This window comes from Acinetobacter sp. WU_MDCI_Abxd143, from assembly GCF_025514195.1.
Lineage (GTDB): Bacteria > Pseudomonadota > Gammaproteobacteria > Pseudomonadales > Moraxellaceae > Acinetobacter > Acinetobacter pittii_H.
This window is the reverse complement of the sequence record NZ_JAHPTH010000007.1, coordinates 41,588-64,677: the sequence shown is the minus strand read 5'-3', so window position 1 is coordinate 64,677 and position 23,090 is coordinate 41,588. Positions and strand designations below refer to the sequence as shown.

The 23,090-nt window shown below is 37.8% G+C and carries 17 protein-coding genes; 5 read left to right on the top strand and 12 right to left on the bottom strand.

Annotated features, from left to right (window positions below; translation table 11 throughout):
• Positions 1 to 4: 4 nt before the first annotated feature.
• The 3 genes from bfmS to KTI79_RS13295 are packed head-to-tail and all read right to left on the bottom strand — an operon-like array spanning position 5 to position 2,582.
• Entirely contained in the window at positions 5 to 1,654 is a 1,650-nt protein-coding gene (gene bfmS, locus KTI79_RS13305; protein WP_016142095.1) for a sensor histidine kinase BfmS, read from the bottom strand.
• Positions 1,655 to 1,686: 32 nt separating this feature from the next.
• Complete coding sequence (gene bfmR, locus KTI79_RS13300; RefSeq protein ID WP_000076440.1) at positions 1,687 to 2,403, bottom strand: response regulator transcription factor BfmR; 717 nt, start codon at positions 2,401 to 2,403, stop codon at positions 1,687 to 1,689.
• Complete coding sequence (locus KTI79_RS13295) at positions 2,400 to 2,582, bottom strand: hypothetical protein (protein ID WP_032055251.1); 183 nt, start codon at positions 2,580 to 2,582, stop codon at positions 2,400 to 2,402. Before KTI79_RS13295 ends, bfmR begins: the two co-directional genes overlap by 4 nt.
• A gap of 353 nt (positions 2,583 to 2,935) precedes the next feature.
• Here KTI79_RS13295 and KTI79_RS13290 point away from each other — a divergent pair, with 353 nt between their 5' ends.
• The 3 genes from KTI79_RS13290 to KTI79_RS13280 all read left to right on the top strand — a co-directional run bounded on the left by KTI79_RS13290 (position 2,936) and on the right by KTI79_RS13280 (position 7,383).
• Entirely contained in the window at positions 2,936 to 5,770 is a 2,835-nt protein-coding gene (locus tag KTI79_RS13290; protein ID WP_086375853.1) for a ribonucleoside-diphosphate reductase subunit alpha, read from the top strand.
• A 56-nt stretch (positions 5,771 to 5,826) separates the two neighbouring features.
• Entirely contained in the window at positions 5,827 to 5,961 is a 135-nt protein-coding gene (locus KTI79_RS13285) for a hypothetical protein (RefSeq protein ID WP_002120013.1), read from the top strand.
• A 138-nt stretch (positions 5,962 to 6,099) separates the two neighbouring features.
• A complete protein-coding gene (locus KTI79_RS13280) occupies positions 6,100 to 7,383 on the top strand; it encodes a ribonucleotide-diphosphate reductase subunit beta (RefSeq protein WP_005803276.1) in 1,284 nt (427 codons plus the stop codon).
• A 219-nt stretch (positions 7,384 to 7,602) separates the two neighbouring features.
• Here KTI79_RS13280 and KTI79_RS13275 read toward each other — a convergent pair whose 3' ends face one another.
• Positions 7,603 to 8,574, bottom strand: coding sequence for a hypothetical protein (locus tag KTI79_RS13275; RefSeq protein ID WP_086375854.1), 972 nt, complete (start codon positions 8,572 to 8,574; stop codon positions 7,603 to 7,605).
• 1,089 nt (positions 8,575 to 9,663) lie between these two features.
• On the opposite strand from KTI79_RS13275, the gene KTI79_RS13270 reads away from it, so the two are divergent.
• Positions 9,664 to 12,204, top strand: a complete 2,541-nt coding sequence (locus tag KTI79_RS13270) for a beta strand repeat-containing protein (protein ID WP_032055245.1) — start codon at positions 9,664 to 9,666, stop codon at positions 12,202 to 12,204.
• Between the two features lie 109 nt (positions 12,205 to 12,313).
• Here the strand turns inward: KTI79_RS13270 and KTI79_RS13265 are convergent, their stop codons facing one another.
• Positions 12,314 to 12,913 carry a TetR/AcrR family transcriptional regulator gene (locus KTI79_RS13265; protein WP_032055243.1) on the bottom strand — a complete coding sequence of 200 codons (600 nt, stop codon included), beginning with the start codon at positions 12,911 to 12,913 and terminating at the stop codon, positions 12,314 to 12,316.
• A gap of 121 nt (positions 12,914 to 13,034) precedes the next feature.
• On the opposite strand from KTI79_RS13265, the gene KTI79_RS13260 reads away from it, so the two are divergent.
• Complete coding sequence (locus KTI79_RS13260) at positions 13,035 to 13,364, top strand: darcynin family protein (protein ID WP_016803340.1); 330 nt, start codon at positions 13,035 to 13,037, stop codon at positions 13,362 to 13,364.
• Between the two features lie 82 nt (positions 13,365 to 13,446).
• On the opposite strand, the gene KTI79_RS13255 is transcribed toward KTI79_RS13260, so the two are convergent.
• The 7 genes from KTI79_RS13255 to KTI79_RS13225 all read right to left on the bottom strand — a co-directional run bounded on the left by KTI79_RS13255 (position 13,447) and on the right by KTI79_RS13225 (position 22,865).
• Positions 13,447 to 16,833 (bottom strand): calcium-binding protein, encoded by a 3,387-nt coding sequence (locus KTI79_RS13255; RefSeq protein ID WP_086375855.1) that lies wholly within the window; start codon positions 16,831 to 16,833, stop codon positions 13,447 to 13,449.
• 226 nt (positions 16,834 to 17,059) lie between these two features.
• Positions 17,060 to 17,344 (bottom strand): hypothetical protein, encoded by a 285-nt coding sequence (locus tag KTI79_RS13250; RefSeq protein WP_032055237.1) that lies wholly within the window; start codon positions 17,342 to 17,344, stop codon positions 17,060 to 17,062.
• A gap of 316 nt (positions 17,345 to 17,660) precedes the next feature.
• Positions 17,661 to 18,215: a TetR/AcrR family transcriptional regulator gene (locus KTI79_RS13245; protein WP_032055235.1), complete on the bottom strand. Its 555-nt coding sequence runs from the start codon at positions 18,213 to 18,215 to the stop codon at positions 17,661 to 17,663.
• A 681-nt stretch (positions 18,216 to 18,896) separates the two neighbouring features.
• The gene (locus KTI79_RS13240; RefSeq protein ID WP_032055233.1) at positions 18,897 to 19,388 is read right to left on the bottom strand and encodes a flavin reductase; all 492 of its coding nucleotides are present in this window, start codon (positions 19,386 to 19,388) and stop codon (positions 18,897 to 18,899) included.
• Between the two features lie 185 nt (positions 19,389 to 19,573).
• On the bottom strand, positions 19,574 to 20,617 hold the full coding sequence (locus KTI79_RS13235; protein ID WP_016803246.1) for a methionine synthase: 1,044 nt from the start codon (positions 20,615 to 20,617) through the stop codon (positions 19,574 to 19,576).
• 20 nt (positions 20,618 to 20,637) lie between these two features.
• Entirely contained in the window at positions 20,638 to 21,624 is a 987-nt protein-coding gene (locus KTI79_RS13230; protein ID WP_000031350.1) for a DUF1852 domain-containing protein, read from the bottom strand.
• Positions 21,625 to 21,992: 368 nt separating this feature from the next.
• Positions 21,993 to 22,865, bottom strand: a complete 873-nt coding sequence (locus tag KTI79_RS13225) for a LysR family transcriptional regulator (protein WP_032055230.1) — start codon at positions 22,863 to 22,865, stop codon at positions 21,993 to 21,995.
• Positions 22,866 to 23,090 lie beyond the last annotated feature (225 nt).

The following is a 23,090-nucleotide window of genomic DNA, read 5'->3' as shown; positions in this document are numbered from 1 at the left end:
CACCTTATGAAGGTGCTTTTTTATTGGCTTTTAAAGGAGGCTGTTTAAAACGTTTTGCTGGCCATGTCATGATAAAACGGGCGCCACCCAAACTTGGGCTTTCATCCACTTTAATTTCACCACCAAACCAATAGGCAATACGACTTACAATAGACAATCCTAAGCCATAACCACCCGACGCACGAGTACGGCTATCATCCAGACGGGCAAAAGCTTCAAATACTCTTTGACGGTCTTGTTCAGGAATACCGGCACCATCATCTTCAACACATACAAAGGCCATGCCATCACTATGGATACCACCGGTAATTCGAACTTTATTATCGCAATAACGAACCGCGTTACCTACTAAGTTTTGAACAACACGATGTAAATAACGACGCTCTGCATCTACTTTTACATAAAGTGGAGGAGCAACCAGTTCAATTTCTTTTTGCGTTTTTAAAGCTTCAGTTTCGACAGCAACCTGATCCAACACATCAAATAAAGTAATTTCATCGAAATCTAGTGAAGGTGTCCCCTGCTCTAGTTTTGCGTAAGTCATGATTTCATCAATTAAAGTATTAAGCGCTTCAATATCTTTATCAATCATGTCGACCTGATGCATACGATGGTTGTAATCATCTTCTTCAGCTAACATTTCTGTACCAAAGCGAATACGGGCAACAGGCGTTCTAAGCTCATGAGATACCGCTCTCATTAACTCACGCTGAGCCTCAATTAAACGCTGAATATGATCAGACATGTTGTTATAACTTGATGCCAAGTTTGCCATTTCGTCACTTCCTTCAATAGGAACACGCAATGACAAATCACCAGACTTCATGCGGTTTAATGCATAACGTACTTGGCGAATTTTGCGCTCTAGCGGCAAGATCAATCCATAAACACCTAGACTCAGCAAGAATAAGCTAAATAAGGTAATCCCTGCTGAAAGCTGCAAAGGCATCCAGTTAAACATCGGCACCGGTCCAAGCACGAGGACCTGTGTAGGATGATTCGGTATTGGTGAGACGATTGAAATGGTTGTACCGCGAACTGTTGCACTGTCTTTGTACAACATGACGCTTTGATCTTGGCGTAAACGACCAATTTGCTCAGAGTCCAGATTAACGTCTTGAATATTGTAGATATTAATTGGATAAGAGAAATGTTTTTGAATCTTGGCAAGATATTCTTGTTCTTGCCCCGGATAAAACATTAGATAATCAAGTACAAAAATAGGGAGAGCTTTCATTTGGCGCTCACTAATTTTGTCGACTTTTATAGATAGATAATGTTGTGGGTCGTCACGCAAGCCAATAATGATATACGCAATACTATTACTGGCATCGTAACGAACAACAGATTTTTGAGCTTCGATTCGTTTTTTCTCGGTACGAGATAACTCAACCTTGCTTGCATCAGTATAGTAAATTGGAAGTTCCAATAAATCTGATGCGTCTGAAACCCAGTCTATTTTCTGTTGCTTCCCCGGTTGTCGAGCCACCCCTTCACTAATGACATAAGAAATACCATCAGTTAAAGATTCTCGGTATTCTTGTGCCCGTTGATAATTGATGATTTGTACAAGCAAATAACCAAATACAGCAACCAAAACAACAAGAATTACCAGTCCCGCATAAATTCGCAGGAATATACTGTGTTTAAACACTCGATCAACCTTATAGGAAGTTTATTCCGACCTTATAACCCGTTGGTTTCTTTAACGAACAAGTAACCTTTACTACGTACTGTTTTAATACGCTTTGGATTTTCAGGATCATCGCCAATTTTTGGACGAATACGTGAAATACGGACATCGATTGAACGGTCCTGACCATCGTATTCGATACCACGTAAACGTTCGAAGATATCTTCACGCGATAAGATACGACCAGCATTTGATGCAAGCAACCATAATAGGTCATATTCTGCGCTAGTGAAGTCAACAAGTTCACCATTTAGCGTGACAGAACGACCGCCATTATCAATTACAAGGTCATCAAACTCGATACGCTGTGCAACTTCATCTTCTACAGTTTTGTCTGTGCGACGTAAGAGTGCACGGATACGCGCTAAAAGAACACGTGGTTGAACTGGTTTAGCAACATAGTCATCTGCGCCCATTTCTAAACCAAGTACCTGATCCATATCTTCTGTACGTGCAGTCAACATCAGAATCGGTTGATGGTAATGTGGACGAACTTCACGGCAAACTGTTAAGCCATCGGCACCCGGCAACATGACATCCAAGACCACTAGATCTGGTTGTTCACTAATAATACGACGAATTGCACGGTTACCATCAGTTTCTACACCAACTTCTAAACCGTTGCGAATTAAATATTCTTGAGTTAAACGTGCTAAGCGTTCGTCATCTTCAACGATCAGAATCTTTGGTAACTTTTCTTCTTGGCTCATATCATTGCCCCTATAAATCTCGTTTCATGTATCTTAAAAATCTTGCAGATACATTCGTTTATCATTTGCAATATACACACGTTTACATTGTAAACAAGTAGGCGTTCACCAAACTGATACATGACCATCGTATTTTGTTGCATTTTATTAGCCTTTGAATTTTCACGTGTTTTTAAGATTTATTTATTGTTATTAAATTTCATATTCTATTCATATTTCCAATGTATGAATATTAAACAAATTATTTCTCTGTTTAGTTTAAATTTATTTAAGTGTTTGTTTTTTGAGTTATCCACAAAGTTATCTATAAGTGTTTTTTAACAGCTTTGCTATGCTATCTCCCATCAAATCATACAGATAAAAAATTACTAAAAAGTCAAGATTGATCTGCTATGAAAAATCCCGTATCTTGTGTTGAAAATAAACTTTAACTACTAAGTCTTGTGTTTATCCCTCAAATATCGTGGCATGTTTTTTGCTCGGTTCAAACGGTCTATGAACATAACAAAAGTGACAATGGAGCTATGCTGGCATGAGCGTAATTACTTCGACTCCCGGTCAAATTCAGGTGATTAAGCGCACTGGAGATGTTGCTGCATTTGATGCAGAGAAAATTTCAGTTGCGATTGGTAAAGCTTTTCTTGCTGTGGAAGGTCAACAGAGTTCGGATTCTAGCCGTATTCATGACCGTATTACCCAGTTGACGGAAATGGTATTAAATACTTTCACTCGCCGTTTACCATCGGGTGGTACGATCCATATTGAAGAAATTCAAGATCAAGTAGAACTTGCTTTAATGCGTACTGGGGAACAAAAGGTTGCCCGCGCTTATGTGATTTACCGTGAACAACGTGCTAGCGCTCGTCAGCAAACGAACTCAAACCACCACCCTACTTTACAAGTTACCGACAAAAACGGTCAGCTTCAGCCACTTGATTTAAGTGCATTGCAAGCAACTGTTTCTAAGGCAGCTGAAGGTTTGGAAGGTATTGACGTTCAAGCCATTGTTGATGAAACCGTTAAAAACTTATATAACGGCGTAAAAGAAAGTGATATTGCCACAACAATGATGATGGCAACACGTACCCGTATTGAACAAGAACCAAACTACACTTACGTGACTGCACGTTTGCTTTGTAACGAATTAGTGAGCACTGGTTTAACGTTCTTAGGCTTATCAACAGATACACCTGAAAACAATGCACTTGAAGCATTCTTGAAAAAAGGTGTTGAGCTTGATTTGCTTTCACCTGACTTGCTTGACTTCGACTTAGAAAAATTATCAGCAGCAATTCAGCCAGAACGTTCTAATCAGTTTACCTATTTAGGTTTACAGACTTTATTTGACCGTTACTTCATTCACTCAAACGGCGTTCGCTTCGAATTACCACAATTATTCTTCATGCGTGTGTCGATGGGTCTTGCACTCAATGAGCAAGATAAAGAAGAGCGTGCAATTGAGTTCTATAACTTATTGTCTAGCTTCGACTACATGGCTTCTACGCCTACCCTGTTTAACTCAGGTACATTACGTCCACAGCTTTCAAGTTGTTACTTAACAACAATTGGCGATGACCTTTATGACATTTATGGCGCGATGCGTGACAACGCAATGCTTTCTAAATGGGCTGGTGGTTTAGGTAATGACTGGACACCTGTACGTGCCTTGAACTCTTATATTAAAGGTACTAACGGTAAGTCTCAGGGTGTTGTTCCATTCTTGAAAGTCGCGAACGATACAGCTGTTGCAGTAAACCAAGGTGGTAAGCGTAAAGGTGCTGTGTGTGCATACCTAGAAACTTGGCACTTAGATATCGAAGAGTTCTTAGAGCTTCGTAAAAATACGGGTGATGACCGTCGCCGTACTCACGACATGAACACTGCGAACTGGGTTCCAGACTTGTTTATGCAACGTGTATTTGAAGATGGTGAATGGACATTATTTACCCCTTCTGAAACTCCAGACTTGCACGACTTAACTGGTGCTGAATTTGCTGAGCGTTATGCTTACTATGAGTCTGTAGCGAAAGAAACCAACATGCTACACAAGAAAGTACGTGCTAAAGACTTATGGCGCAAAATGCTTTCTATGTTGTTTGAAACTGGTCATCCATGGATCACATTCAAAGATGTATGTAACTTACGTTCACCACAACAACATGTTGGTGTAGTTCACTCATCTAACTTATGTACTGAAATTACCTTGAACACAAATCAAGACGAAATTGCAGTATGTAACTTAGGTTCGATCAACCTTGTACAACACGTTCAAGGTGGTGTGTTAGACCGTGAGAAGTTAGCTCGCACTATTAAAACAGCAGTACGTATGCTCGATAACGTTATCGACATTAACTACTACGCTGTACCACAAGCGAAAAACTCGAACTTGAAACACCGCCCTGTCGGTATGGGTATCATGGGCTTCCAAGATGCTCTATATGAAATGGGTATTGCTTACGGTTCAGATGCTGCTGTTGATTTTGCTGATGAATCAATGGAAGTAATTAGCTACTACGCGATTGAAACTTCAAGCAACTTGGCTGTTGAACGTGGTGCTTACTCAACATTCAAAGGTTCATTGTGGGATCAAGGCATCCTTCCAATCGACTCTTTAGAAATTGTTGCGAAGTCTCGTCCAGAGCGCATGCTCGAAGTTGACCGTACTCAACGTTTAGACTGGGACACTTTACGTGCCAAAGTTCAAAAAGACGGTATGCGTAACTCAAACGTGATGGCGATTGCTCCAACTGCTACCATCTCTAACATTTGTGGTGTTTCTCAATCTATTGAGCCAACATTCCAAAACTTATATGTGAAATCTAACTTGTCTGGTGAGTTCACTGTTATTAACCCATACCTTGTTCGTGCATTAAAAGAACGCGGTCTTTGGGACACAGTAATGGTTAACGACCTTAAACACTTTGAAGGTTCAGTACAAAAAATTGCTCGTATTCCTGAAGAATTAAAAGCAATCTTTGCTACTGCGTTTGAAGTGGATACACGTTGGATCGTTGATGCTGCATCACGCCGTCAAAAATGGATTGATCAAGCTCAGTCGCTTAACCTTTACATCTCTGGTGCAAACGGTAAGAAACTTGACATCACTTACAAGATGGCATGGTTACGTGGTCTTAAGACGACTTATTACCTCCGAGCTTTAGGTGCAACTTCTGCTGAAAAATCTACAATCAACACAGGTGCTTTAAACGCAGTTAAACCTGCGACTGTTGAAGCAGCAGCTGTTGCTGCCCCTGTTGTAGAAGCGAAGAAACCAGAAGCAGCGGTTGAAGAAGAAGGCTTTACTCAAGCAGCTCCTGTACCAATGGCTTGTTCGATCGACAACCCTGATTGTGAAGCTTGCCAATAACATTTAATAAGATTGCTCTTTTTCACTAAAGAGCAATCTTAAAAGAGGTAAAGATTATGCTTTCTCATCTCAGCCATAACTATATGCTTGGTGTTGGAGTTTTAATCTTTGCCTTTATTTTCTTTTATATGCCGATGGTTTACGCATTTATCACAATACGTAAGCAGCAGCGTAAACAAAATAAGTTGTAGGGAGTAGAGACCAAAGGCCCAAAATTTGGTCATGCATCAATAAAACTTAATTTTGTTTACACATTAAAAGCGTATAGTAGGGACATCTTCGTTTAAGAGATGTCAAATATAGATATATACAACGAAGAGAGAACAAAAATGTCTATCCTTAGTTGGGACGATTTTGAAGATGATTCGCAAAAACCGACTACACCTGAACACAAGTCTGCGCCCGTCCAATCGGAAAAAGCGTCAGATTCGCAGAATGTATCTACTGCGCAGCCATCATCGCCGAGCGTGGCAGCTCCACAATCCGCTGGAACCCATTCCGTGCGACCAACAGTTGCCTCCGATACAGTGGCTAGAGCCGCTCAAGCCTTAGAACATTTAGACGTTGCCCCTGGCCTTGAAGAGCTAGAAATGGGTGCTCAACGTGTTCAAGTTGACGACAAAGCCATGATTAACTGTCGTGCGGACTTGAACCAACTTGTACCATTTAAATATGAGTGGGCTTGGCAGAAATATCTTGACGGGTGTGCAAACCACTGGATGCCTCAAGAAGTTAACATGAACCATGACATCGCACTTTGGAAGTCTGAAAATGGCTTAACAGAAGATGAGCGTACTATTGTTATGCGTTCTTTAGGTTTCTTCTCGACTGCTGACTCTTTGGTTGCAAACAACTTGGTATTGGCGATTTACCGTCACATTACTAACCCTGAATGCCGTCAGTACATCTTGCGTCAAGCGTTTGAAGAAGCAATTCACACTCACGCTTACCAATACTGTATCGAATCTTTAGGTATGGACGAAGGCGAAGTCTTCAACATGTACCGTGAAGTTCCATCTGTTGCACGTAAAGCAGCTTGGGGCTTGAAATATACTCAATCTTTAACTGATCCTAATTTCCACACAGGTACGCCTGAAAACGACCAACGTTTACTTCGTAACCTGATCGCATTCTACTGTGTACTTGAAGGGATCTTCTTCTACTGTGGCTTTACTCAAATTTTGAGTATGGGTCGTCGTAACAAGATGAACGGTGTTGCTGAGCAGTTCCAATACATCTTGCGTGATGAGTCTATGCATTTGAACTTTGGTATCGACATGATTAACCAAATCAAGATTGAGAACCCTCACCTTTGGACTGCTGAGTTCCAACAAGAAGTGGTTCAAATGATTGTTGAAGGTACGATGCTTGAAATCGAATATGCACGTGACACCATGCCACGCGGTGTATTGGGTATGAACGCAAGCATGATGGAAGAATACTTGAAATTCATCTGTAACCGCCGCTTATCTCAGTTAGGTTTACCAGAGCAATTTGCTGGTGTAACAAATCCATTTGCGTGGATGTCTGAGATGATGGACTTACGTAAAGAGAAGAACTTCTTCGAAACTCGCGTAACCGACTACCAAACTGGTGGTGCGTTAAGCTGGTAAGTTTAACTTATCAAATCAAAAGAGCTGCTCTACTAGAGTGGCTTTTTTATTTCCATTTTAATATTAATCATTAAATATCATTTATAACTCAAAGGAGAGAGCTAAGGTTGCATATCTATCGCCTTTATTAGATAGAAATTTCCATTAATTATATTTGTCACAAGCTGTAGCATATTTTTCAAGTTGAGTTATATCAATTGAATTTAAAGGTGCCATGAGTTATTTTTCCTCAAATTTATTAAATAAATATTTTATATTTTTTTCAATAGTTTCCCATTCTTGTAAATATAGATCACTATAATGAGCTTCTATATCAAGTGATAATTGTGGTATTTCAAAATAATGATCACAATGATATCTTTTAGGATGAGAATAAGCTTCTAACTTTTCTTCAGTAACCACACTGGTTTCTGAACTACAATTTATATATGTCGTAATATATCCACTCTTGTCTTTATTGAAAAAAACTTTATGTCGTTGACTATCTTCAATGACATCTTCTGGATATTTTTTATCCCATTGTTTATGAACTAAAACCTTATAAAATCCACCAGGAACATTCGATTTTAAACCTACAACTTCTATAAGTTTTAAATCTGGTCTTGGTTTTATTATCATGTAATTTAATAATTCTTCATTCCAGAAAATAGTTTTAGTATGGAAAACCTGTTGCAATCCTAGACCTAAACTACTGGTAGGTAAACTATAGCCTTTTCTATCTACATTATTATTAGGTGTAACTCGCCAACTATTTACATTTAATCTTAAATAATGATTTTTATATACTTCTAAGTCTTCAGTACTTTTTGTTTGAAAAATATGTAGGTTTTTTAAATTCTTAGGTTCAAACTTTGGAAGTAGAAGTTCAAAAAGCTCCTGACAAGTATACACATCGCAAATTTTTTCTTTTCGCGCTTTAATCCTCTCTTCTCTTTTCTTTTCTTCATCTTGTTTTAAAATTGGTTCAAAAATAAAAGTGCTGCCATCTATATAAGTGGCAGGAATATTTAATACCATTCCATCTGGGTTAGTAGAAGACGGCCAAATTTGACGTACATTTGGAGGATGTTCCAAGAACTTTTTTTGCCGCGCTTCTTTTGTTACTTCACCATATACACAATAACTGAGTAAACACACTGGTAAAAGCAGCAACAAATATCTCTTCTTAAAAGATAATTTATTTTTTTGCATTGAGGATATGCTCAATAAAACGTAAATTTCATCACAAACAATACCAATTTTTTTTAATATTAAACTATTTTTTATCTAATTAAGTTCTTTCAAAGATTATAAAAATTATTATTTAATAAATATAGTATAAAATTTAATTGTTACTATCTCAATCTGAATTTAAAAATCAATTTATCTTTTACAAAAAGACACAGAATATTTCACAAAATACACAATGGGATTGATTGTGTGCAACGAGTTATCATTTAACGTATTATTTCAAACTAATTCATTGATTTATAAATCGTATCAATGAAAACTTATGTATCGCATGGCGTAGCGTTTCCAAAAAGCCGCTCTACTCGAGTGGCTTTTTTATTATTAAAATTATTTAATTTCAATAAATTCAGATTAACATTCAAACTATTAAAATATATTTTATTATTTTAAAAACAAATAATATAAATAAAAGAATATTTTATAAATATAGAAATTCTCTTGTTTTAAAAAAGATTTTTTAATACTTTAAATTAGGGTGTCGGCTGACCCAATTTAGCTTTTAAACGAAGGAAATCTCAGCCGACGGTGTAGATATACCAAATTATTATTACAACAGTTCCTATCAATACGTTTATTTTACAAATTAAAAAAGAGAATTAATTAAAACTATTACAAAGCCCAGCCATATTATTTAAGTCATTAAAATTATTTAAATAAATATTATTAAATTAAACACTAAACATAGAACCAATATAAAAAACAATAATTTATAAAAAATTAAAATTCCAATACATAGCAAATTTATTTTATTTCAATAAGATAAATATTATCTACCCTATATTTTAAAAATAAATATATTATTTTATTCTTAAAATATTTTTATTTACCCCACTCTCTTTTGTGTTTAAAAAATGTTATCAAAAATAATCATCTTTTTTATTTAGTTGATTTTGAATATATTTAAAATTTTTCGGTATTAGCAGTGACCTATTACACAACTTGACTTCAAATAGCAAAAAATTAAATACTCTTTCTCAATTATGGGGCTTAACGCACATAATAAAACAATAGTAATAAAAACATCTCAAACAAATCACATGGAAATAGATTATGTTTATTAAAAGTATTTTATCTTCGATTACTAATATTATCCCACTTCCTGAAAATAGTAACACAAGCAATAATTTAGGTAATGGCTCTGGCGATGGGCTATTAAATGGTGCAGCCTCAGGTAATGGAGAACATAACTACGGTATTGGAAATGGAATTGGTGATGACGCCAGTATTACTGCCCCAATTACTATTCCTCTCAACCTCTCTGGTAATTCAATTACACTCATAGGCAACTCATCTTCAAGCTCAGTCAACAACTCTCCAACAACGACTTCAAATAATGTTAACGACAACGACAATACTATTAACGGTAATGGCTCGGGTGCAGGCAATGGTTCTGGTGATGGCCTGCTCAATGGAATCGCTTCTGGAAACGGGGAACATAATTACGGAATCGGAAATGGTATTGCTGATGATGCAAGCATTACTGCCCCAATTACTATTCCTCTCAACCTTTCTGGTAATTCAATTACTTTAATTGGCAACTCATCTGCGAGTTCAGTGAATACCTCACCAACCACTACTTCAAATACAGTTAATGACAATGACACTACTGATAACGGCAATGGTGATAGTGGAGTGAGTGCACTGGACAGCTCCGGCAATGGTTCAGGTGATGGGGCTGGAAATGGCCCAGCTTCAGGTAATGGTGAGCACAACTACGGTATTGGCAATGGTAACGGCGATGATGTTGATATTACTGCTCCAATTACTGGTGTTCTGAACTTATCTGGGAATTCATTTACTCTCATTGGTGATTCTTCATCAAGTTCAGTCAACACAGCCCCAACAACGATTTCAAACACGGTTAATGACAACGACACTATTGATAATGGCAACAGTGGCGGAATTGGCGGTGGCTCAGGAAATGGTGCTGGCGATGGACTGTTGAACGGTGCGGCTTCTGGCAACGGCAAACATAACTACGGCATTGGTAATGGCAACGGTGATGATGCGGATATCACTGCCCCAATTACTGGGGTTTTAAACTTCTCTGGTAATTCTTTCTCGCTCATTGGCAATTCATCTTCTAGTTCAATTAATACTGCCCCAACCACAAGCATCAACACGGTTAATGACAATGACGTAACTGATAATGGCAATGATGGTGGTGCACTTGTTGGCGGAAGTTCTGGAAACGGTTCTGGTGACGGCCTACTCAATGGCGCTGCTTCTGGCAATGGCGAACATAACTATGGCATTGGCAACGGTAATGGTGACGATGCAGACTTCACATTCCCACTGACTGGCATACTCAACTTTTCTGGAAACTCGATTTCAGGCTTTGGCAGCTCATCTAGTGACTCGGTAAATATTGCATCAACCACAACGACTAACACAGTCAATGATAATGACACCATTGATAATGCTAATTCGGGCGGCCTCATTGGCGATTCTGGTAATGGCTCTGGTGACGGTTTACTCAATGGTGCAGCGTCTGGTAATAGCGAACATAACTACGGTATTGGCAACGGAAATGGTGACGACGCAGACTTTACAATTCCATTTACTGGTGGCTTGAACATTTTAGGTAATGCTTTATCAGGTATAGGTGGCTCTTCGACAGACTCTATTAATATCTCACCGACAACCACTTCAAATACAGTCAATGACAATGACACAACCAATAACGGCAACACTTCAGGTGGCGTGATTGGTTCTGGTGATTCAGGCAATGGCTCTGGTGATGGCCTATTAAATGGCATTGCATCAGGTAACGGTGAACATAATTACGGTATTGGCAACGGTAATGGTGATGATGTTGATGTTACTGCTCCTATCACCACTCCAATTAATGTATTAGGTAACTCTTTCTCATTTATTGGTGGTGAAGGTACAGGCGATATCTTGAGCCCAATTACTGGCATTATTGGCGGTATTGGTGGAGATCTGGGCGATAACCCAATTACAGGTATTATTCAAAGTGGTATCGACGTTCTACAAAATTTAGAGAGCCTAAAAACAGGTTTGATTAACACAGGTATTGATACGATTGCCGACACAATTATTGGTGTATTCCCAGATGCAGAGCATCCAGTAGGTGATTTTGCAGACCTTGGAAAACTACTTTTCGAGACTTCACGCGATAGTGTTAACGGTACGCTTGAGGCTATTTCTGACCTTGCAGGCGTTGACCTTGATGGTGCAAGTGGCTCGTTCACTGGTGTAATTAATACACTGCTTACTAATGGTTCAACGGCTTCGACCATTATTCAGCATATTGTAGGTGATGACCTAGTCACTGAAAACGGTGGCCTATTAGGTTCAATCACTACGATTATTGGTGGCGTTGACAGTGGAGATGGTAGTTTCTTGGGTGGTCTTGATGGAATAATTTCTATCGACAATGGCAGCTCTGACGACAACAGCCTTGGTATAGATACTATTTTAGGAAATATTCTCGGCTCGGTAGGTTCGAATGAAGGTATTGCGGTTGGTGAACCTGACCCAACTGGCGGCAGTTTAATTAACACGATTTCTTTCACATCGGTAAATCAGTTAACTGATCAACTGTTGCATGCTTTACCGACTGTCTAATTCGTTCGTAAAGATATAAACCCTATAAAAGCACCTTTCAAATTTCGTATTTGGAAGGTGTTTTTCATTAAAGAGCTTTTGACAGTTATATGCTCATGCTTATAGGTTATTAATCCAGATCTAAATAACCAAATACAGCTTTTTCAACTCGCTGCTGTAAATGGTTTAAATCGTTTTCCCCTGCTATGCCTGCCGCGTTAATCATTCCTTTACTTAACGCAATCACATCTTGTGCGGCTAACTGTGCATGTGAAATACCTGAGCGTATAAACAGATCAGAAATTATGGTTTCAAGTTCGTGTTGAAGTTCTCTTTCTTCAATGTCTTTTCCAATAAGTTCAGAAGCAAATTCTAAGGTTCGTGCCAACTGCGGACGGCTCAATTGATGTTGTACAGCAGCATGTATGATGAGTATTAGTTTTTCTTTTAAGTCTGCGATGTTGTGTTGCTGTATAGCTTCAACGATACGATTTGAAAGCTCAGCCCGCTCACGTCGAATTAACTCAACGATTAAGGCATCTTTAGATGGAAAGTATTGATATAGGCTACCAATGCTTACGCCAGCAAGTTCAGCCACGGCATTTGTGTTAAATCCAGCAAAGCCTAACGTCTCTAAAATGCGAGCAGCCGCCTCTAGAATTGCTTCAAAGGTAGCCACTGAGCGAGCTTGACGCGGGCGTTTGCGTGGGTCTGGAAGTGTTTCTGACATGAGCCGAAATGCGAGTATTTAATGTGAGTAATCACTCATATACTGACTGAGTCATATTGATGTGACAAGTAAATGCTGCTTTTTCAGTTGAACTACAACTCGACCCAGTCATGGAGTGGTTATGTCTAGAACCTATACTTTTTTTATTCATTTAAGAGCATTGCCTGCTTGGTTGGCTTTAGCTCGTGAAAAGCGGGCTGAGTTTAGTACACAAAAGCTTGAACCTATTTTTGAGAAGTACCCGACTGTAAAAGTTCGGTGGTATGACGTTGAAGCTTTTAGCACTAAAGCCAGTGATATTGCTGTGTTTGAAACCACATCTCTGCAAGATTATTATTTTGTGATTGATGCGATTCGAGACTCTGAGTTTTGTACAGTGCCCTACTTTGAGTTTGTAGAGATTATTCCTGCAATTGAAGATGGGTATGTGGAGTATGAAAGTTCTTTATAGAAGGTGCAGATAAAAAAACCGCTATCTAATAGCGGTTTTTTATTCAGTCTTTAAAATTTAAATTAAAGTATCAGTGATGAAACTAAATTATAAATACATCAGTTTTAATTAAATCATCCAAACTAGCCACATTTGTTTGATTATTTAAAATTAATAGCTTGGTAGCTGAATAATTCACATCATTTCCGTCTCTATCCAAACTTAGCGTAACTGTTGAACCGCTTTTTTCAAATGATACAAACTGATCGAGATTTTCTTTACTAGCTTGGCCAATGATTAAATCAGAAATATTGATTTTATCTCCTTGGGAAACCGTGAAGTCTGACCATGTATCAATGCCATTACCACCTGTAGCATCATTTCCCAAACCTTCTAAAATTTTGAAAATTGCAGTATCGGCACCTATTCCGCCATTCAATGTATCATTGCCTGCTCCACCATTCAGAAGATCATTACCATCTCCACCATTTAGAATGTCATTTCCAGCACCACCGATTAGACTATCCTTTCCAATATTACCTGTTAATGTATCACCACCAGTTGTACCAATAATCTCTAAACCTATCTTAGGGATATCTGAAGATATTATGGTCTGATCCGAGAAAGTAAACTTCTCAATGTCGTAATAAGTATTAAAGAAGCCCTTGATCGTAATCCCGTCACCCTCGTTATAACCAGATAGCTTCAGGTCAGTTCCTTCTTTCTGGAACTTTACTTCCTCAAATTTCACATCTGTAAACTTGATAATGTCATCACCGGCATAACCACCGCTGTAGTCAGTAATGATGTCCTGCCCATGGCCTTTCGAGAAGATATAGGTATCACCATGATATCCGCCTTCCAGATTGTCATTTCCTGTACCACCGATCAGGATATCTACACCAGCTCCGCCATACAGCTTGTCATTGCCACTGCCTCCGTCAAGCACATCATCATAGCCTGAAGCAGTCACGATATCGTCTCCCGCACCAGCCTTAACAACACTCTTATAAGACCAGGTTGTAATTGTCTCACCTGCATCCGTACCGTCAAAGGTCAATCCGTTCTGGCGGAAATAGTCCATGGTGATGGTCTGGTCAGAGAAAGTAAACTTCTCAATGTCGTAATAAGTATTAAAGAAGCCCTTGATCGTAATCCCGTCACCCTCGTTATAACCAGATAGCTTCAGGTCAGTTCCTTCTTTCTGGAACTTCACTTCCTCAAACTTCACATCTGTAAACTTGATAATGTCATCACCGGCATAACCACCGCTGTAGTCAGTAATGATGTCCTGCCCATGGCCTTTCGAGAAGATATAGGTATCACCATGATATCCGCCTTCCAGATTGTCATTTCCTGTACCACCGATCAGGATATCTACACCAGCTCCGCCATACAGCTTGTCATTGCCACTGCCTCCAACTAAAGTATCGGAACCAGCAGCACCATTTAATATGTCATTTCCTGAAGCACTTACTAAAATATCATCTTGAACTGTGCCATTTAAAGTATCATCTAATTTTGTTCCGATAATAAAACCTAAGTCATCGAATGTTTTTAGATCGATTTTAGGCACTAAATCGCCCCATAGTTCCTGATCAACGACTTTACTTAAATAATTAATTAATAATTCTTTTCCTTCTGGCAACCAATTAGTTAAAACATCAGGATGATGGTTTACTAAATCAATTAAATCTGTAAATACTTTCTCTGGATTATTTATAAAAGTTTGCTCTAGTTTTTCCTGAATTCCAGAATAATCAAACAACTCAGATGGATTTGATGCTTGTAAATTAAATTTAATCTCTGCCAGATAATCATCTAAGCGAGTTTGATAAAGTAAGCCAGTGTAAATCCCTTCTTTCAAACTCATATATGCATTATTTATAGTATTAAATACATTCTTAATATCTGCTTCATTGTCATAATAAATTTGTGAAGATTTTGAACCAGAAAATGCATTTAATATTGGAAGCATATAATGAATCTTATCTAACATTGTCTGAGATTCTTGTGACAATGGTGAGCTTAAAGTACCTGTCGATGCTTGTCCTGGGGTTAATGCTATACCTTCATTAGCAGTTTTAACCCAAGATACCATTTGCAATTCATTTGCTTCTTTATAATCTGGATCAGTTTTTGCCCAATTTAAAATCAATTGATCTAATAGATCATACTGCTCAGATCTAGTTTCTGCATTTGAATAATTTTTTAATGTTTCTGCTAATTCTGGAGATAAAGCAGCTGCTTCTCTAAGATCACGAACACGTCCAACACCTTGTAGATTTGCAGCTTGTTGTTGTTCTGCTGTTAGTTCGATAGCGTTATTAAAACTGCTGTAGATACTATTAAAACTAAAATTGACATCTCCCATTATATGGCTTTGACCATCTAGAGTTTCAAAGCTTCCAGTTTGAGCCAAGATGTTGTCATTACCCAACGCAGTATCAGTATTTGTATGATTTAAATTTAAAGATTGAATCCCTAACTCAGTTAAACCAAATAATTCATTCGTCTGACTAACTCCATCTTGGTTTAGGTCACGCCAAACTTTAAGCTGCTCAAAGTTTGTATCTTCAGCATTTACTTTACCATCGCCATTACTGTCAAACTCAGCTAGAGCAGCATAACCATTACTTGCTTGACTACCATCCTTCAAAGTTACACTGTCACCAAATAACTCACTACCATCATTAATGACACCATCACCATTGCGATCCAATACTAGGATACCGTCATCCGAACCAACCCAACCTGTTGATGTACGGATACCATCATTATCATGATCGAATAACACACCAGCCCATTTATTGGCAGCAATCGTTTCAATACCATCCCCATCTAGATCTAAGACAACTGGATCATAAATATGATACTTTTTTACACCATCACTATTTCGATCGATATTTTTCCAAGGATTCCAATCATCTGGGAACCAACTATAGAACTCTTTTGACCACCCTTCTAATACTTCACCAGCAAAACCAGCCATTAAACCTGGATCTAGTTCCGGGAATGTACCGTCATGTTGCATTTTCTGTATTTCAGAAAGGGCTTGAGCTAAAGCATCTCCTATTTCAGGCCCTTTCTCTGCAATATTGGAACTTAATCCCAAAAATCCTGAAAGGCCATTCAATGCAGTACTTAAACCAGGTTTATCTACGGCGAGAGCTGCAAGACCGGTTGCTGTAGACATTGCTGCTAGTGTATTGGATATTGCTCCCGAGTAATTTCCTTGATCTATATTAATCATAGCCTGAGTTAAAGCTGCACCTGTCAAAGCTGCATCAACCTGATATTTGACTCCCGTTAAATAATCTGAAGCACCTGGTGGAGAAGCTTGTATAGCGAAATTTAGTACCGAAGATGTAAGAGATAATGCTGATATTTGTTTATCTATAGATCTATTATCTCCAGATGAAGTTGCTGTATTTAAATCATTTACAGCACTATATATATCATTTATTTGTAAAACTAATGAACCACTCATAAAAACCCCTTTATTCTAAAGTAAAAATATTATTTTGTTTAACCCGTTTTAAAATATTAAATTCAGAACACCCCCAATATAAAAATTAAAATTAATATTACCCCCTTTAATCCAATCTGCTTTTATAAAAAAATCTAGAATCTAAAAAATTCAACCAACCAGAATAAAACACCAATAATTCTCAAACATCTGACTTATTTACAATTCAATACTCTAAAATTTATTACTATAAAATAACGATAAAGAACATGACAGATAAAAGCACCCCTGCCAAAAATGGCATAAAAGCTAATTTACTCTTATATTTTGCAGTCAACTTTCTTAATATAAAAATTAAAAAGCAAAGTAAATATGCTATTTTATAATTAAAAGAAGATAAATCATCAAAATAATTTAACCCTTCACTTCTTTTAGCAAGAAGATAAAACATAAAAGTAGTATAACTAGCCAAACCTAAAAAAAGAGCAATCAATCCCCATACTTCTGATTTGCTCATAATTTCGTTTTTCATAATCTTCCCCCAATAAAAACAAAGTAATTAAACTAAATTTTCATGAAATATAAAACTATTTAATTTTAAATTTATTCTTAAAATTTACATTGAAAAATATTATGCCTTTTACCCTCCAGCCTTCTTTAAATTTTCATATAAAATAAGCCGAAATTTTCAACATTATCCTTTCGTATTGCTATAGTTATTCTTAAATGATTAGTCACTGTTTTCTCTTTTTAAGTTTCACAATATTTGTTTGATGCAATATTACCATTAAGTTACTTTTTTATAAGGTAAAATTTTACCACTACGACAAATATTGTCGTTTATAAAACTAATATCCCCTCCCCCAAAACCTCTCCAACACCACATCCCGTTCATTCAAACTGTTAGAGCTTAAAAGCTGTAGCATCAAGCCATCAATTAAGTTTAAAACCATATTGGCATCGGGTTTGGGTTTGTTGGTTTCCAGACTAAAGACCAGATCAAAAATTTCTTTTAGTAGCCATTTACGGTATTCAACAGCCATGCGGTAAGCCCGTGGATAAAGCAGTTTTAATTCAAAAATGGCTTTAAACAAAAGATGGTAAAGGCTATTTACATCAACATGTAAGCGGACAATTTCTTTGAGTTTATCGGCTGCGGTTGGGTAGCTGTGTGAATAGACAATTGCCAGCACCTCTTCTTTAAGTCGGCTTTTTTGAAAGATTAGGCACATTTCAACAAGGCGTTCTTTCGAGTGAAAGTAGTTATAAAATGTGGCTTTTTGAATTTTGGATTTTTTAATAATCAGGTCTACGCCTGCATTGTGAAATCCATGCGTGGTAAAGAGTTGGATGGCGGTTTGCACCACCTGTAATTTTTTGGAAGATATTTCTAAAGTTGGCATCGTTTTACCGTTATAAATTCTTGTTGTTTCTAAATGAGATAAAAAGCCTGTGCCCTTTCTGGGAGAAAAAAAGGCACAGCAAAGCCGTAAGACGGTGCTTGGCACATCTCAAGTTTTGTTTTGCTAAGTTTTAAGTAAAAATGACTTAGAGCCTGAAAACCTTATGGCGTTCAAGCTGCTGTAAATTTTTAAGCTGTGTCGTTATAGCTTTTGGCTTCGAGAGCCAACAAAATAGAAATGTTGCGCATGAGCGACTCCTTAGGTAAAAGAAGTCCTACCGCATTACTGTCAAATAATGGTGGCAGAACGAAAGAGGGTTGACAGACTGAACCTAAGAATCAGCACACCCGAGGGTGTCCCCCTTCCGTCCTACCGCAACAAAAAAAGGGGGACGAACGAGTCTACATTAAAAAAACAAGTTTTTTCAATGTACTTAGGTTCTGGCCTGTCAAAGCCAGCTGGCAATGTAGGCCAGCACGCAAAGCATAATCTGAGAGTTTAGAGGTGTCAATGTAGCGTTCATGACAAGTTATTAAATTTCTTATTATTTTTCATTAGATTAACTTAATTATTATTTTAGATATTATATTTAATTGCATTTTCAAATTAAGTGAAGCGATCCATGCTTATTGATTTCTGTCTTTTAACTTTTAATTTGAAATAACAAAACGGAAAGTGGGCTTAGACAATCTCTGTCTGCCCCACTTGGTGATAAGCACGATTAAAATAAACCAAACTTTGGTCATGCTGGCTTTGTTTAATTGCCACAATCGGACATATAAAAATCGTGTGTGTACCAACTTGTTGAATTTGCTCAATCTCACAGTCGAAACTTACCAAAGCATCATCCAACACAGGTGAACCCGTTTCTAACTCAATCCATGTGCCATGTTTAAAGCGCTCTTCTGGTGTGAGTTTAGATGAGAATGCTTTTGAAATATGTTCGTGGTGTGCTCCTAAAACATTCACAGTTAAGATTTTGTTATCTAGGAAATGTGCATGTGAACTCGCAGATTGGTTCATACACACCAATAATGTCGGCGGTGTGTCAGTCACACTACAAACAGCAGAGGCAGTAAATCCAAAACGGCCAGACATGCCTGCCGTGGTCACAACACTAACTGCACTTGTGAGTAAAGACATTGCATTTCTAAAGTCTGTTGCTTGAACCATGACATTATTCCTAAATTGAACCGTACCTTGTCCTGTGTGTTTGCTATACCGCCCAACTCCATCAGGAAGGTACTATCGACATGCGATCTGATTAGAGCGACATGTAGTAAGTAAAATGAGGGTTACTTGTTTGATTATCAACTGCTATCAAAAAAGTAACCCTTTATACCACTTATTGGTAAATATTAAGCAGTAAGATCATAACCAGTCAGTTCTCGGCGAACGATTTCTGCACCTGCACTTAAAGCATTTAACTTGCCACGTGCCACTTCACGAGAAAGAGGCGCCATGCCGCAGTTTGTGCAAGGGTAAAGCTTGTCAGCATCTACAAACTGAAGCGCTTTACGCAGTGTGTTAGCCACTTCTTCTGGTGTTTCAATCTGGTTAGATGCAACATCAATTGCGCCGACCATCACTTTTTTACCACGAATGAGTTCGAGTAAATCGATAGGCACATGTGAGTTGTGACATTCTAACGAGATGATATCAATGTTAGACGTTTGAAGTTTCGGGAAAGCTTCTTCGTACTGGCGCCATTCTGAACCTAATGTTTTTTTCCAGTCAGTGTTGGCTTTAATGCCGTAACCGTAGCAAATGTGCACCGCAGTTTCACACTTAAGACCTTCAATTGCACGCTCTAAAGTCGCGATGCCCCAGTCATTTACTTCGTCAAAGAATACGTTAAATGCAGGTTCGTCAAACTGAATAATGTCTACACCAGCAGCTTCTAACTCACGCGCTTCTTGGTTCAAGATTTTTGCAAATTCCCAAGCAAGTTTTTCACGGCTCTTGTAGTGACCATCGTAAAGCGTATCAATCATGGTCATTGGGCCAGGTAATGCCCATTTAATTGGTTGATTGGTTTGCTGACGTAAAAACTTCGCATCTTCAACAAACACAGGCTTTTGACGAGACACCGCACCAACTACAGACGGTACGCTTGCATCGTAACGGTCACGAATACGAACTGTTTCACGCTTCTCAAAATCTACGCCATTTAAGTGTTCAATAAACGTGGTCACAAAGTGCTGGCGAGTTTGTTCGCCATCGCTCACAATGTCGATACCAGCAAGTTGTTGTTCGTGCAACGCCAAACGTAACGCATCTTTTTTACCTTCAACTAAGCCTTCATTTTCAAGTTTCCAAGGCGACCAAAGCTTTTCAGGTTCTGCAAGCCAAGACGGTTTTGGTAAGCTGCCAGCAGTTGAAGTTGGTAATAATTTTTTCATGATAATGACCCGTATGTTGATTAATTAGGAGCGTAATTAGCAGACCACTGCTCAAGAATCGCTTGGTATGGTTTGATAAATTGCTCTTCAACAAACTTCCCCTGCTCAATAGCCAAACGGCTACGTTCTTCACGGTCATACACAATTCGAGTAAGTGAATAATCTTCGTGTTTCAAGCTTGGTTGATAAGATTTTCCAGCCACTGAATTTGCGTTGTAAATTTCAGGACGGTAAATCTTTTGGAATGTTTCCATCGTACTAATGGTACTAATCAACTCAAGGTTGGTGTAATCACTCAACAAATCGCCTGTAAAATAGAACGCTAACGGCGCAACGCTATTTGGCGGCATGAAGTAGCGAACTTTTAAGCCCATTTTTTGGAAATATTCATCAGTGAGTGAATAGTCTTCTTGCTTGTATTCAACACCTAAAACAGGATGTTCGTTTTCAGTACGGTGGTACTCTTTAGTCGTCGAAACGCTTAAGCAAATTACAGGCGCCTTTTTAAAGTTGGCTTTGTAAGTTTCAGAGTTAATAAAGCTCTTAAACAAGTTACCATGCAATTCACCAAACTTTTCTGGCGTGCTAAAAGTCGACTTGTTTTTGTTGTGGTCTAACAAAAGCACACTAAAGTCATAGTCACGTACATAAGACGAGAAGTTGTTGCCTACAATACCTTCGATGCGTTCATTGGTTTTCTTATCAACAATATTGGTTTTCAATATTTCGATTAAAGGAAGCCCGCTTGTACGGTTTTCGGCATCAATGTTCATTTCAACTGAAATGATTTCAAGTTCAACGCCATAGCGGTCGCCTTTAGGGTTGTCCCAATGAGCTAAGGCATTGAAACGATTGTCGATCATCTGCAATGTATTACGCAAATTCTCTTCGCGGCTCATCCCTCTTGCCAAGTTAGCAAAGTTGGTTGTAATACGTGTATTGTCTGCTGGACGATAGTTCTCATCGAAACAAATACTCTTAATCGTAAATGTAAATTCTTTACTCATTGTGATCAGTACCCTAATTTCTGAGATAAAACCTAAATAAAAACTTTTTGCTCTTTTTAAACTTTCCAGACTTGTCAGATTTGTGCCTTATGGTCTTACCAAAGTGAATTACTGGAGCGCTTCAGAGCATGAATAGATTTATACCGCAATCAGAACATGAATAAAAATGATTTAGTCTCATTACAAACTGAGTGAAATTCATGTTTAGGGTTTAATAAATAAGTATGAAGTTAAATATTTTTCATCTTAGAGAATTTTAGACAACAGAAATTCAAGATACGGCGCTCACACGGCACCTTAATCATTTTAAATATTAATTATAATTTTCAAATACTTAATAGTAAAAATTTAAGTTAAAAAGAATCAACCTAAAGTAATGTGTGCTGACTTTCATTCATCTCTGCTTTTAGCCATTCTAAAAATATGGTTTTGCGTGAATCTTCCTCAAAAGCGCTATGAGAAAGTAAAAAATAGGCTGAATTATCTTGCACAACAGGTGAAATTTTTTTCAGTAAGTTCCACTCAAGCTCTTTTTCAATCATAAAAATTGAGATGACTGTTGCGCCAAGTCCTGCCAAACAGCCTTCTAAACACAGATAAAAATGTTCGAGTTCAACTTTGGTGTAGCCTTTTAGACTCTGCGTTAACTCAGCAATGCGGCTCATGTTTTTGAAAAACTTTGGTCTAGAAGTCGAAATGAGTACGTCGTTGGTTTCCGATGGCTTGGTTGCTTGAACTAGAGCGATATATTCATCGGCAATTTTTTCGCTATAAATATGCTCTCCCCATTCAAAGTCATTTCTGCGAATCGCGATATCAATATTATCTTTTTCAAAGTCGACCACGCCGCCTGCTGTGAGTAGCACAACCTCAAAATCATGACCAAGCTTTTTAAATTTTGATAACCGTGGAATGAGCCATTTCATTGAAAGAGTCGGTTCACACGACAAGACCAGTTGTTTGTTGTGAGTTTTAGGCTGGCTGAGTTCTATTAAACATTCATCGAGTTGACCAAACACTTGATGGCAACAACTCAGTAAAATTTCACCCTGCTCCGTCATCACAAGTGTTTTATTTTTTCGGTCGAACAAAGTCGTATTTAAAGCTTCTTCTAAATTATAAATTTGTTTACTAACCGCACTTTGCGTCACAAATAATTTCTTTGCAGCTAAAGTGACGCTGCCATACTTCGCCACAAAATAGAAAAATTTTAGTGAATTCAACGATATTCTTTCAATCATTCCAAAAACTCATAGATGTGAAGTCGTTTTTATCGATTTTTATTTTTAAGTTTCTGTTCAAAATAAAAATCATCTTTATTAAACCCCATTTTAGATGATGAAAAATATATTGAATATCTATATCTATTTTCATAAATGTAAAGCCTCCGCATTTCTTGCAAAAAGAAGAGCAATTTTAAGTAGTGCTTTCGCCCTCTCAAATACATTCCAAAAAGTACAGATTAA